The following is a 13,567-nucleotide window of genomic DNA, read 5'->3' on the forward strand; positions in this document are numbered from 1 at the left end:
GATCTTCGCGGAGACGATTCCCCGGCTCTGCCGCCCCCCAGCGGGGTCATAGCCTGCGAAGTCCACTTAGCACCCTTCCAAGCATTTCCATCCGCTCCTCGAATCCTTCGGCGGGAGCAGCAGTGTGTAACGTCAGCAGGCTCTCGGCCACCATGTCGGCGACCAGTACCCGGGCGACGCCCAGCGGCATCCGGGTGTACGCGGCGATCTCCGCCAGCGACTGTGCCCGGCCTTCGCAGACCGTGGCGATGCGGTGCTTGTCATGCCCGGCGAAGCGGGACTCGGCGACCTGGGTGGGAGAAGCCGTGAGGACCGCCTCGAGGGCGATGTCCTGCCGGGGCTCGGTACGACCACGGGTGACCGCGTACGGACGCACCAGAGCGCCGCGCGGGTCAGCGCGTCGTTGGTCCATTCCCGATCACCTCCTCGTTCCCTGCAAAGCCGGCCCCCGCCGTCTCCCCGTCCCTGGTCCGGCGCGCGGACCGCGCGCCCTGTCCAGGCGCTACGAGCGCACCGCGTCGCGCGGCAGCGGCACCAGCGCGGCACCCACCCGTTCCACCAGCAACGCCATCTCGTAGCCCACCTGACCCACGTCGCAGCTGCGCGCGGCCAGGACGGCCATCGACGAACCGTCGCTGATCGACATGAGGAAGAGGTAACCGCTGTCCATCTCGATCACGGTCTGCAACACCCCGCCCGCGCTGAACATGCGGGCCGCGCCCTCGGTCAGGCTCACCACACCGGAGGTGATCGCAGCGAGCTGGTCAGCCCGGTCCCCCGGCAGATCCCGGGAGGACGCGAGCAGCAGCCCGTCTGCGGACACCGCCACCACGTGGGCGATGCCCGCCACGCTGTCGGCGAAGTTGGTGAGCAGCCAACCCATGTCCTGCATGGCAGCTGGCCTGTTCATCGGCTCTCCTTGGTCGAGGTGCTGTTCGAATCCGTTCCGGCCGTTCGACCGCGCTGCACGCCGCGGTGGTATGCCGACAACAGGCCGCGTACTTCGTCGGGGGTCCGCCGGCTGCGGTCCCGACCGCTCTTCGGTTCGATTCCGCCCGGCACGAGCTGCGCCTGCGGCACACGCTTGGGCAGGCCCGAGCGGGTCGTTCCGGCGGGAGCCGGTTCGGCGGCCCGGCTGGCCCGGGACCAGCCCTCGTCCGCCGCCGTGCGCCAGGCGTCGGTATCGGTGGCAGACCCTACCGGCGACGCTGCGGCCGCAGGAGACGCTGCCGGCGCGGGCGACGCGGCGGGCGTAGGCGTGGGTGCGGCGGGTGTGGGCGCCGTCCGGGCGGCCGGCGGCGGGGTGTACGACGGCGGTGCCGGCGGCGGAGTGCCGCGCCCGCTGGTGGCGAACCCGTTGGTGCTGCCGATGCCGTCGGCGTTGGAACTGCCCGGGGTACGGGTGGGCAGCGGCGGTCGGGCCGGTGTCGCGGCCGGCGCGGCGGCCGGCTGGCCGCCGTTGCCCGTGCGTAGCCCCGCGGCGGCGGGCCCGGCGCTGTCGGTGGTCGGGGGCGAGTCGAACTTCGGCCGGGTGAAGATCGCGGTGGCGTCGTCGCCGTGCGACCGGAACCAGACCGCCTCCATCTCCCGGAAGATCGGCGCCTCGGCGGGAAACTCGGGCCGGGTGCTGACCGGGGCGGCCGGAGCCGGCGGCGGGACCGGTGGCGCGACCGCGCCGGACCCGGCTACCGGCCCGACCGGTAGCACCGGCGCGCTCCGCCCGTCGGCGGCGTCGTCCGTCGAACCACGCCTGGGCAGCGCGTCGATGGTCGGGTACGCCACGGTCGGGCCACCCATCGAGGCACCCGAGCCGTTGCCGAACCCGGGTCGCACCGGCGGGACCGGGGCGGCCGGGGCCGATGCCGCCGTCGGCGATCCGCCGAATCCGCCGGCCTGCACGGCCGGGGCGGTGTCCCGCGCGTCCAGCGGGGGCTGCCACTGCGCCGGGGCCGGCGCGTTGGTCCGCCACTGGTCGGGCAGCGTCGCCGCTGCGGTGCCGACGCCGGTGAACGGCTCGGAGTGGCCGAGCGGGGTGAGTGGCGCCTGCTCGACCGCCATGGGCTGGCGCGGCCGGGCGAGCACCTGCTCGCGGCCCCGGTTGGCGGGCAGCACCACCGTGGCGGCGGGCAGCGTCACCTGGGCGACGGTGCCGCCCTCGACGTTGCGGCGCAGCTCGACCCGGATGCCGTAGCGGGAGGCGAGCCGGCTCACCACGGCCAGACCCATCAGCCGGAACGCGGCGACGTCCACGCTCGGTGGCGCGGCCAGCCGGCGGTTGAGCGAGTCGAGCTGCTCGTCGGTGAGGCCGAGCCCCCGGTCCTCGACCTGGATCAGCACGTAGTCCCGGATCCGGCGACCGTCGGCGACCACGGTGGTGTTGGGCGGCGAGAAGCGGGTGGCGTTGTCGAGCAGCTCGGCGACGAGCCGCACCACGTCGTTGACCGCGTGCGCGGCGACCGAGATGTCGGTGTCCACGGTGCCGAACTCGATGCGGTTGTAGAGCTCCACCTCGGACTGGGCGGCGCGCAGCACGTCCACCACCAGCGCGTCCTCGCGACGGGGTACGGCAGAGTCGGCGCCGGCCAGGACCAGCAGGTTCTCGTCGTTGCGGCGCATCCGGGTGGCCAGGTGGTCGAGCTCGAAGAGCTGCGCCAGCCGCTTCGGGTCCTCCTCGCCGCGCTCGATCGCGTCGAGCTCGCCGATCATCCGGTCGACCAGGGTCTGACTGCGGCGCGCCAGGTTGAGGAACATCGCCGAGACGCTGGTACGCAGGGCGGCCTGCTCGGCCGCGACCCGTACCGCCTCCCGGTGTACGACGTTGAAGGCCAACGCCACCTGACCGACCTCGTCGCGGTTGGTGAGCTGGATCGGGTCCCGGACCTGCCGGACGATCTCCTCCACCCCGCCGTCGCCCACGCTTCCCATGTTCTGCAGCCGCCGCACGGCGTCGGGCAGGTCGTGGTTGGCCACCGAGAGCGCGCCCTCGCGCAGCCGGCGCAGCGAGTGGTTCAGCGAGCGGGCCAGCACCACGGCCAGCGACACGGCGATGATCAGGGTCAGCAGCACCAGCACCGACTCGACCACGGCCTGCCGGATGACGTTCGCGCGCGCCTCGTCGGCCTGTTCGAGGAGCCGGTTCTGCAGCTGGACCTCGGCCCAGCGCATCAGGTCGTTGACCGCGCCGATGGCGGCGGTGGCGTCCTGCACGCTGACCGACGCGCGCTGCCCGACCGACCGGGTGATGTCGGTGGCGACCCGGTCGGACAGGCCGACGGCGTCACCGGAGACGGTGCTGTCGACCAGGGCCCGCTGTGCCGGGTCGGCGGCGAGCGAGAAGGCGACCAGGGCCTCCTGCTGGCTGGTCAGGGTCGCCACGAAGGAGGAGAACTGCTCCGAGTCGAGTTGGCCGGCGCTCAGCGCGGTGAAGGCGACGGCCTGCTCCTCCGCGACGGACGCCTTGGCGCGCGCGAACGCGGCGACTGCCCGACGGCTGTCCGACAGGCGCTCCTCGCCGGGCAACTGGGCCAGCCCGTCGCCGTACGCGACCAGGTCGGTGAGGATGATGCCGTAGCGCAGGACCGCCTCGGCGACCGCCATCTGTCGGCGGTCCAGCACCTGCTGGCGGGTGCCGTCCAGGGTGGCCAGGTGCCCGTCGATGGCGGCCAGCCGGTCGCGCAGCGCCGCCGGCACCTCGCCGATCCGGCCTCGCTCGGCCCGGTAGTCGTCCACCCGCTGCTGCGTCTGGCGGACCCGCAGGTTGAACGCGTCGGCCGGCTGCTGCGGCGCGGCCAGGTAGGCCGCCGCGGCCATCCGCTCGGACTGGAGGTCCTGTGTCAGCGCGCTGACGTCGATGGAGAGGGCGGTGAGCGACCGCGCCCGGGTGGCGTCGAGGGCGCCCTCGCCGACCGAGATCAACCGGACCGTGGCCAGCGCGATCACCGCCGCCACGGGGACGACGAGGATCAACGCCAGCTTGGACCGGATCCGGGCGTCCCGCAGTCTCGGCAACCGCCGGCGCGTACGCCCGGCGGTGTCGCCAAGCGCGGGCAGGGTCGTCGGTCCGGTGCTCACGACATCGCCTCCGTCGTTTCTTCCCCGCCTGACCCGCCGAACCATGCCGCGGACGGAGGGGACCACGCGCGGCACGGCCGCGATTTCATCAGAGAAGACACTCTTTGGGAAGCCGCAGTGAGGTAGGAAACGGTCGGACGGCGCGCATCCCGTGATCCGGGCAACTGATACCTTCATTTCCGCAAGCCCCTGAACAGGGCATGTAACTCCAGAGTGGTCACGCGTGTATGCAAAGTGAGCGTTTGCAAACATTGCGTTACCCCAGCATGTGGGATGGCCGTCCCGAAAATGCGACCAGGGTCCGCGCTTGACCACAGCGTCGGCCATTGGCAAGGTTTTGCAGGCTTCGCGCACACCGTACGGCAGAGGAGATCCCGTCTTTCCATCGAGGACGGATTAGCGGCGGTGACCGGGCAGCGCCCGCGCCCGCACCTGGAGGACTGAGTTGAGCCCCATCCGCTCCGCGACCATCGCGGCGCTCGCATCGGCCGTAGTGGCCACCACGCTCACCGGCTGCCAGTTCGGCGGGGCGGAGAAGGACACAAGTCCGATCGTGATCGCCGCGGACCTCGAACTCTCCGGCGCCGCAGCCCCGGTCGGCCGCGCATACCAACGGGCCCTGGATCTCAAGATCAAGCAGTTGAACTCCTCGGGAGCACTGAACGGCCGGGAGATCAAGCTGAGGTTGAAGGACAACCGTTCCGACGCTGCCGAGTCACTGCGCAACATCGCCGACTTCAGCAGCGATTCCCAAGTCAGCGCCATCATCATGGGTGGCTGCAGCGAATGCGCGGTCGGCGCGGTCGGGACCATCAACGAGAAGCGCATTCCCACCATTGCGCTCGCCGCCTCCGGGGCCATCGCCAGCCCGGTGGCGGCTCGGCGTTACATGTTCAAGCTGGGCCCGAACGCGGTGGACAGCGCCGCCGCCCTCACCACCGAACTACGCCGTAAGAACGTCCGGAAGGTGGGCCTGCTCTACAGCGACGACGACTACGGCCGGGAGGGCGCCCTCGCGCTCAGCCGTGAGCTGAACAAGGTCTCGATCAAGTCGGTCGGCGAGGAGACGGTGAAGTCCACCGACACCGAGGTCGGCCAGCAGATCGGGCGGCTCACCAAGCCCAAGCCCGACGCACTGGTCATCTGGACCCCACCGGAGCAGGCGACGCTCGCCACGAACAGCGCCCAGCAGGCCGGCTTCCGTGGTTCGCTCTTCTTCGACGCCGGCGCGGCCGGGGACCTCTTCCTCGGCGCGGCGGCCCGGGCCACCGAGCGGGCAACGCTGATTTTCACCCAGACCATGGTGATCGACGACGTCATCGCCACCACCCCGGCCAAGGCGGCCCGGCGGCAGTGGTTCCAGGACTACACCGCGCGCTTCGGCGGGTACAACGGGTCCTCGTCCTTCGCCGCCGACGCGGTCCAGCTGATCGCCGACGCCGAGCTGCGTGCCGGCGGGACGGCCGGGAAGGTCGACCGCGACGGGATCCGGGACGTCCTGGAGACGTCCCAGATGGACGGGCTCTCCGGCCCGATCCGGATGACGCCGGACAACCACTCCGGGTTGATGCCGCAGGCGCTGACCACGCTGGTCGCCCGCAACGGCCGCTGGCGACTGGCCGGATAGTGCGGACGTGTGGCCCGCCGGGACACGGCGGGCCACACCCCACTCAACGGCTGGTGGTCTCCCGCACCCAGGGCAGGGCGATCCGCTCGACCAGCACCAGCGCCGAGTAGAGCAGGATGCTCACCAGCGCCACCAGCAGGATCGCCGCCCAGGCGGTGGCGTAGTCGCCGACGCCGGCGTACTGCAGGATGACGTAGCCCAGACCGCGCTCGCCGGCCTGGAACTCACCGATCACCGCACCGATCGCGGCCAGTGGCATGGCCACCTTGAGCCCGACGAAGATCTGCGGCAGCGCGGCCGGGAACCGCACCTTGCGGAACGACTGCCAGCGGGAGGCGTTCCAGGAACGCACCAGCTCCGCCAGGTCGGCCGGAGTGGTGGTCAGCCCGGTCGCGGTGGAGAGCACGATCGGAAAGAAGCAGAGCAGGAACACCATGGTCAGGATCGGCTTCTGACCCCAACCCAGCGCCACCACCAGCAGTGGCCCCAGCGTGATCTTCGGCACCGCGTTGACGGCGACCAGCAGCGGGGTGAACATCCGCTCCACCGTGCGGGAGCTGGCCAGGGACAGTCCGATCAGGACACCGGCCGCCGCCGACAGGGCGAAGCCGAACAGGATCTCCAGCAGGGTGTACCAGGTGTGCTCCAGCATCCGCGCCGGCTTGTCGACGAACGCGGTGAACACGTCGCCCGGCGGCGGAAGGGCGGCCGGCGGGATCAGCTCCAGCCGGGCGACCAGCCACCACGCCGCCAGGGCGACCAGGATGCCGGCCACCGGCAGCAGCGCCACCCCGGCCCCGGCGCGGACGCCGGTGCCCCGACCCGCTCGCCGCGCCTCGGGGCCGGTGCCGAGCGGTGCGGGCACCCCCGCCGCCGGCTCCGCTGACCGCACGTCGGTCATCTTGTCCTCCTCGATATCCCAACGGCCCCCGAGGGGACCGACGAGCGACGGGGGTACGCCCCACCGGGATCGGCGGGACGTACCCCCTGGCAACGACCGGACGATCAGGCCTTCGGCGCGAGGCTGAAGTCGATGATCTGCTCGGGGGTGATGTTCTGCTTGAGCGCACCGGCGCCCTGCAGGATCGCGATGCTCTTGGCGACCCGGCCGCTGTCCAGCGTGCCGAGGGCCGTGCCGGAGTTGCCGGAACGGACGTACGCGGCCATCAGCTCCAGCTCGGCGGCGGCGGACGCCGGGTTGGTGGCGTCGATGTTCTTCTTCAGGATGTCGGCGGCCTCCTTGGAGTTCGCCAGGCTGTACTCCAGGCCCTTGAGCAGCGCGGCGGTGAACCGCTTCACCATCTCGGGCTTCTCCTTGGCGATCTTCGACGAGGTGATCAGCACGTTGCCGTAGAGGTCCTGCATCACGTTGCTGTACGGCAGCATGACGGCCTTCTTCTTGGCCACCGCCTCGATGGTCGGCTGACCCACGACGAACTGGCCGATGCCGTCCACCGAGCCCGAGGCCAGCGTGCCGATGAGCGCCTGCGCCTCACCGTTGACCCAGGTCACCTTGCTGGCGTCCACGCCGGCGAGCCGGGCGTACGTCGGGAAGAGGTTGCGGACCACGGAGCCGGGGGTGTCGGCGAGCTTCTTGCCCTCCAGGTCCTTCGGCGAGGCGATGTTCTTGCCCTCGAGGGTGGCGATGCCCGCCATGGTGCGCTGCTGGATGGCGGCCACCGCGACGAAGTCCTTGGCCTGGCCGTTGCCGAGCTGCAGCAGGCCGCCGGTGAGGTCGATCGGGCCGAAGTCGGCCTGACCACCGACGACGGTCTGGATCACACCGCCGGTGCCCTGACCGGCCTTGATCTCGACGTCGAAGCCGGCGTCCTTGAAGAAGCCCTTCTCCTTCGCCACCCAGGCGTAGGAGTCACGGCCGAAGTTGCCGAAGGAGGTGAGGTAGGTCACCTTCTCCAGGGCCTTGCCGTCGCCGCCCTTGGCGTCGGACGAGTCCGACCCGCTGCTGCAGGCGGAGACGAGGGCGAGGGCGGTGGCCAGCGCGGCCGTAGCGACCGTACGGGTCAGCCTTCTCATCAGTAGCACCATGTCCTTTCCGACCGGGGCCGGCAGGCCACCGGAGGGGGTTGTCGCGGCGTGCTCGGCAGGGGCGTGAAGCCGGGCACCACCGTCATGAGGGGATTCTTCGCGGGCACAGCGTACGAGAAACCCACCTTTGCGACGCCAGGCGTACCCGGTTGCGGAACGGAAACAACCTGACGACCACCCCGGACGGTGCGATAGGCGGACGCGCGGGCTAGCCTTTGTCGGATTCCTGACCGTCCACTCAGCGGAGGTCCGCCGGAGATGATCCGACTGTCCGGGGTGTCCCGCACCTTCGAAGGCCGATCCGGTCGGGTGGAGGCGCTGCGGGGCATCGACCTCGACGTCGCCGAGGGCGAGTTCGTGGCCGTGCTCGGCCGCTCCGGCTGCGGCAAGTCCACGCTGTTGCGGCTGGTCGCCGGGCTGCTCCCGCTGACCGCTGGCGAGATCACCGTTGCCGGCACGCCGATCACCCAGCCCCGCCGGGACATCGCCATGCTGTTCCAGAAGCCGGCGCTGCTGCCCTGGCGCACCGTGCTGGACAACGTCCTGCTGCCGGTGGAGGTCTTCGGCTGGAGCCGCGCCAAACACCGTGATCGTGCCCGGCGACTGCTCGACGTGGCCGGCCTGGCCGGCTTCGAGAAGCGGCTGCCACACGAGCTGTCCGGCGGCATGCAGCAGCGGGTGTCCCTGTGCCGGTCGCTGATCGGCGAGCCCCGGGTGATGCTGATGGACGAGCCGTTCTCCGCGCTGGACGCGCTCACCCGCGAGGAACTCTCCGGGGAACTCCAGCGGGTGCACATGGAGAACAAGCCGACGATCGTCTTCGTCACCCACTCGATCGACGAGGCGGTCCTGCTCGCCGACCGGGTGGTCGTGCTGAGCCCCCGCCCCGGTCGCATTCGCAAGATCGTCGAGGTGACCATTCCCCGGCCCCGCACCCTGGGCCGCAACGCCCACCTCGCCGACGTCGCCCAGGTCAGCGCCGACCTGCACGAGCTGCTGATGGAACGCGACCAGCCGGCCGCGGCCGGCGCGGAAGGACGATGAACATGCGGGTGTCGGTCTTCATCGAACCGCACCGGGGCGCCAGCTACGACGACCAGCTCCGGTTCGCCCGGCAGGTCGAGGCGGGCGGCTTCGAGGGTCTCCTCCGCGCCGACCACTACCAGTCGATGGGCGCCGAGGCCGGTCTGCCCGGTCCCACGGACGCCTGGCTGACCCTCGCCGCGCTGGCCCGCGAGACCGAGCGGATCCGGCTGGGCACCCTGGTGACGTCGGCCACCTTCCGGCTGCCCGGACCACTGGCGGTGATGGTCGCCCAGGTCGACCAGATGAGCGGCGGTCGCATCGAGCTGGGCATCGGCGCCGGCTGGTACGAGCGCGAACACACCTCGTACGGCATCCCGTTCCCGGCGGTCGCCGAGCGCTTCGACCGGCTGGCCGAACAGCTCGAGATCATCACCGGGCTGTGGCGGACCCCGCCGGGCGGGACCTACACCTACTCCGGCGCGCACTACCACCTGGTCGACGCCCCGGCCCTGCCCAGGCCGGTGCAGGTGCCCGGGCCGCCGATCATCGTGGGCGGCCGCGGCCCCAAGCGCACTCCCGAGCTGGCCGCCCGGTACGCCGACGAGTTCAACATGCCGTTCAAGTCGGTGGCGGAGACCGCCACGGCGTACGACCGGGTCCGCGAGGCGTGCGACCGCAACGGCCGTGCCGAGACCGGACGCGCTCCCCTGGTGCTCTCCGCAGGGATCGTGGTGGCCATCGGCCGGACCGACGCGGAGGCCCAGAGGCGGGCCGCGCCACTGCACGAGAAGAGCGCGCTGCCACCGGAGGACCCGGTGGTCGGCTCACCCGCGCAGCTCGTGCAGCGGATCGGCGAGTTCGCAGCGATCGGCGCCACCCGGGTCCACCTGCGCCTGATCGATCTCGCTGACCTCGACCACCTCGAGCTGATCGCCGCCGAGGTGCTCCCGCAACTGGACGGAGAACGATGAGCGAGCTCGGCCCGGTGGGTCAGGAGATCGTGTACGAGAACGACCGGGTCCGGGTCTGGCACATCAGGCTCGAACCGGGCGAGCTACAGCCCCTGCACCGGCACGACCACCCCTATCTGGTGGTGGCCATCGAGGGCGCGAAGAACGTCGTGCAGACGATCGACGGCACCCGGATCGACGCCGACGAGCCCACCGGCGGAGTGGTCTACCGCGACCCGGGAGCCGTACACATGCTCACCAATGTCGGAGAGACGACTTACCTGGCTCGGCTGGTCGAACTCAAGTAGACCCGCCGACGGCGGTCCGCCACGCCGCGCGGCGCGCCGGTGGCGGTCCGGTGTCGCGGGTGCGTAACGTGCCGGACATGGCCTTTCGGACCTGGGGCAGACTGCTGCTCACGGCGCTCGGGGTGAGCGTGCTGGCCGGAGCCGGCCAGCTCGGCGTCGCGTACGGTTTCGGCATCGTCCGGCTCACCGGCGCGTTCACCGGTACGACCGTCAACCAGTGGCCGGCCCAACTCGTCTGGGTGGGCTGGTTCGCCGCGAACGCCGCGGTCGTCGGCGCCGTCCTGACCGGACGCCTGGCCCGCCGGGACGGGCTGCCCGGCAGCACCGGTCGGCAGTTGGCCGTCGCCGCTGCCGCCGCGCTCGGTGCCACCGCCGTCGCGCCGCTCTGCATGCAGCCCGCCCGAGCCGCTGAGTTGATCTCCGTCGACCCGGTCTGGGCGGTCGGCATCTGCGCCGTGCTCGGTGCGGTGATCGGGGCCGGCGCCGCCATCGCCGTCCTGCTCCGGCCCGAGCTGGGCTGGAACGTCGCAGCCCTGGCCGGCATCGTGTGGGCGGTGGCACTGATCTCCGTCCTGCCGTCGCTCGGCGCCGCCGGTGCGCTGCCCACCGTCCGGCTCGGCGTGCTCGAGCCGGGTTGGCTGGACGACGGCGCGGCACAGCGGCTGGGGCTGGTCCTGCTGCCCATCGCGGCCCTGCTCGCCGGTGCGGCGACGGCCGCGCTGGCCCGCTCGCGGGGTCAGGTGCCGCTGGTCAGCGGCGCCACCGGAGTGGCCGGTCCGGTGCTGGTGGCGTTCGCCTATCTGACCGCCGGTCCGGGCGACGCCGTGGACCGCTACCAGACCACCCCCTACTACGGCGCGCTGATCGCCGTCCTCGCCGGTGCGCTCGGCGCGACCGCCGCCGCCCTGTCACGCTGGCCGGCACGTCCCCGCACCGCCGACACGCAGGCGATCGCGCCCACCACCATCCTGCGCTCGCTGCCCGCCGGCCCGGCACTGCCCGGAGCCGAGTCGGCGCCCGCGTCCGACGACCGGGAGCACACCGAGCCCACCATGTCCGGCCGCACCGGCGCGGGACTGGCCCCGAGCGGCGACACCGGCACCGTCCGTACCGTCCCGGCGCACTGGGACTGGCCGGCGGCCACGGCGAGCGGTCAGTACGGTCCGGCCCCGGTCGAGCGGACCGGTCCGGAGGGCACCACCGATGTCCGACCGGCCGATCTCCTCCGCCACCGCACCGGTGCCCTGCTCGACCCGGCCCGCAGCGACGCCGTGGACGAGCCGAACACGGACCGGGTGTCGCTCGGCGAGTCGGTTCAGGACGATCCGGCCGAGGGGCGGTCGCCCCGCCGCGCCGGTGGTCGCACCCCGACCGCTCCCGCCGCCTGGCTGACGGCGCCGACCGGCCAGTTCGCCGCCGGGCGACCCGAGGACACACCGAGCCGGGACGCAGACGCGCGCACCTCCCCCGCCGTCGAGTCCGACTCGGTGGTCGCCGCCAGCGCGGACACCGACCGGGGTCGGGATGCCGCCCCGGCGGGCACCGAGCCCGTGCCGGGCACCAGTGCCGCCACCAGCCCGAGCGAGCTGGCCCCGGTGGCCACCGCCGCGGCGGACCGAACCAGCGCCACCACCGAGGCCGCCGGCCAGACGGGCGACGACGACGGCACGGCGAGCACGGCGGCGACGGCCAGCAGCGGTACGGACCGGCCGACCAGCGCGACCACGAGCAGCACGAAGTCGACCACCGCGACCACGAGCAGCACGGCGTCGACCAGCGCGACCAACAGCAGCACGGGCACGACCAGCGCGGACTCCACCAGCACGGGCACGACCGACGCGCTGGCACCCAAGCCGCGCCGGCCGCGCAAGCCGAAGTCCACCCCGGCGGCCACGACCTCGGACGTGGCCGCCGCAACGGCGTCGACCGACGCGGGAGCAGCCGACGACGTGACCGGCACCGACGTCGGCGACGTCAACGGCACCTCGTCGGACGGCACACCCGATCCGACCGTCGAGGCGCCACGCTCTCCCGCGCCACGCGTCGCCCGGCCCGCACCCAGCGGCTCGGCCAGGAGCGCCGCCACCACCGCTCCCGCGACCGGCGCCCCCGCAACCGCCACCCCCAGCCCCGCGACCGCCACCGGCCCCGCCACCCCCACCGCCGGCCCCGCCGCCGCTGCCACCCCCGCCACCGGCCCTGCGGCCGCTGCCACCAACCCCGCCCCCGCAACCGCCACCACTGGTTCCGCGACCTCCGCCACCAGCCCCGCGGCCGCCGCGACCAGCCCCGCGGCCGCCGCGACCGGCGCCGCCGCTGCGGCACCCGCTGCCCCACCGACCGCCCGCGGCAGCAGGAAGGCCACCCGGCAGGACCGGAGTAGCGACGGCGCCGGGTCCGACACGGCCAGCGTCGTTGCCCGGCCTGGCAAGGGGACTCGGGGCACCGCGTCCGATCAGAGCACGACCGCGGCGATCCCGGCCGCCGCCGTCGGACCCGTCGAGGCCCCCGCGTCGGCGGGCAGGGCCGACCCGGCGGTGGCCTCGACGCCGACCGGAACGGCCGACCAGGCCGCCGGTTCCGCAGTCGCCAGGACGGCCGACACCGAACGGGCCACCGACACCGACATGTCCTCGGCCGGCGGCGGTTCCGTCGTCCCGCTGTTCGGGCCGGCTGCCGGCAACCCGGAGGTAGACCGGTGGACGCCTGCCCCGCCGGCCTGGCCGAACACCCCGGCGCGGAAGGCACCGCAGGTCAATGACTCCGGGTCCAGCACACCGGACGCCCCTGTCGGCCCGGAGGATCCGACGGAGTGGACGCCCCGGCCCCGGCACCGGGCGCCGCTGCCGGATCTGAGCAGGGTCAGCAGCTGGGACGCCTTCACGACCGCCCGTACGGCCGGTTCGGCAGACCGGCAGGACAGCTCGGCGGCCGACTCCCTGTCGGCCTCCCCCGGCTCGACCGAGGCCATCGACTCTGCGACTCCCGCCGACTGGGCGAACCCGACCGGCACCTCCACTCCGGCCGATCCGCACGGGACGTCGGAGGGCCAAGCCGCCGACCCCCGGCAGCGGTCAGCAGGCACGTCGGACCGGACCGCCGCCGGCTGGCGGCGGCCAGCGGGCACGCCGGAGCGGCGCCTCGGGGCTGCTTCTTCCGACCCCGTCCTCCCGGCGGCACCGGCAAACCCGACCCCAGCGTTCCCGGTGGTGCCGGAGCGGGCCGGCGCGCCTTCGGCGGCCGACAACGACGCCGTGGGCCCGGCGAGCGCCGACGTCCGACCGGCCGCGCGGACGGAGAACGCGGAGCAGCCCTCCCGGCGGGGACGGCTCGGCGGCCTGTTCCGCCGTAACCGGACCCGCGCGGAGGAGGAGAGCCGGGCCGCCTCGGATACGCCGGAGCCGCTGCCGGCGAAGGACGAGGAGTTCGTCGACTGGGTCGCCGGCCTGAGCAAGCCGATCACCGAGAACGACCCGGAGCAGGAGAACGAGCGCCGCTCGCTGCGCTCGACCGGTCGGCACCACCGCGACTGACCACCC

10 protein-coding genes are annotated in these 13,567 nt (G+C 72.9%); 5 read left to right on the forward strand and 5 right to left on the reverse strand.

Annotated features, from left to right (window positions below):
• Positions 1–46: 46 nt before the first annotated feature.
• From ACLJN9_RS29705 to ACLJN9_RS29715, 3 genes are all read right to left on the reverse strand, one after another.
• A complete protein-coding gene (locus tag ACLJN9_RS29705; protein ID WP_410815001.1) occupies positions 47–412 on the reverse strand; it encodes a DUF742 domain-containing protein in 366 nt (121 codons plus the stop codon).
• Between the two features lie 90 nt (positions 413–502).
• Positions 503–910, reverse strand: a complete 408-nt coding sequence (locus ACLJN9_RS29710) for a roadblock/LC7 domain-containing protein (RefSeq protein ID WP_007465177.1) — start codon at positions 908–910, stop codon at positions 503–505.
• Entirely contained in the window at positions 907–4,071 is a 3,165-nt protein-coding gene (locus ACLJN9_RS29715; RefSeq protein ID WP_410815002.1) for a nitrate- and nitrite sensing domain-containing protein, read from the reverse strand. The genes ACLJN9_RS29710 and ACLJN9_RS29715 overlap by 4 nt, the downstream gene beginning before the upstream one ends.
• Positions 4,072–4,516: 445 nt before the next feature.
• Here ACLJN9_RS29715 and ACLJN9_RS29720 point away from each other — a divergent pair, with 445 nt between their 5' ends.
• A complete protein-coding gene (locus ACLJN9_RS29720) occupies positions 4,517–5,698 on the forward strand; it encodes an ABC transporter substrate-binding protein (protein ID WP_410815003.1) in 1,182 nt (393 codons plus the stop codon).
• Positions 5,699–5,741: 43 nt separating this feature from the next.
• Here the strand turns inward: ACLJN9_RS29720 and ACLJN9_RS29725 are convergent, their stop codons facing one another.
• The gene (locus ACLJN9_RS29725; RefSeq protein ID WP_410815004.1) at positions 5,742–6,599 is read right to left on the reverse strand and encodes an ABC transporter permease; all 858 of its coding nucleotides are present in this window, start codon (positions 6,597–6,599) and stop codon (positions 5,742–5,744) included.
• A gap of 104 nt (positions 6,600–6,703) precedes the next feature.
• Positions 6,704–7,732, reverse strand: a complete 1,029-nt coding sequence (locus tag ACLJN9_RS29730) for an ABC transporter substrate-binding protein (protein WP_410815005.1) — start codon at positions 7,730–7,732, stop codon at positions 6,704–6,706.
• A 270-nt stretch (positions 7,733–8,002) separates the two neighbouring features.
• On the opposite strand from ACLJN9_RS29730, the gene ACLJN9_RS29735 reads away from it, so the two are divergent.
• From ACLJN9_RS29735 to ACLJN9_RS29750, 4 genes are all read left to right on the forward strand, one after another.
• Positions 8,003–8,788, forward strand: a complete 786-nt coding sequence (locus tag ACLJN9_RS29735; RefSeq protein WP_410815006.1) for an ABC transporter ATP-binding protein — start codon at positions 8,003–8,005, stop codon at positions 8,786–8,788.
• 2 nt (positions 8,789–8,790) lie between these two features.
• Entirely contained in the window at positions 8,791–9,741 is a 951-nt protein-coding gene (locus ACLJN9_RS29740) for an LLM class F420-dependent oxidoreductase (protein WP_410815008.1), read from the forward strand.
• A complete protein-coding gene (locus ACLJN9_RS29745; RefSeq protein WP_410815009.1) occupies positions 9,738–10,028 on the forward strand; it encodes a cupin in 291 nt (96 codons plus the stop codon). The genes ACLJN9_RS29740 and ACLJN9_RS29745 overlap by 4 nt, the downstream gene beginning before the upstream one ends.
• 77 nt (positions 10,029–10,105) lie before the next feature.
• Positions 10,106–13,561, forward strand: a complete 3,456-nt coding sequence (locus ACLJN9_RS29750; RefSeq protein ID WP_410815010.1) for a hypothetical protein — start codon at positions 10,106–10,108, stop codon at positions 13,559–13,561.
• Positions 13,562–13,567: the final 6 nt, after the last annotated feature.

The sequence above is a fragment of the Micromonospora sp. 067-2 genome, from assembly GCF_046549295.1.
Lineage (GTDB): Bacteria > Actinomycetota > Actinomycetes > Mycobacteriales > Micromonosporaceae > Micromonospora.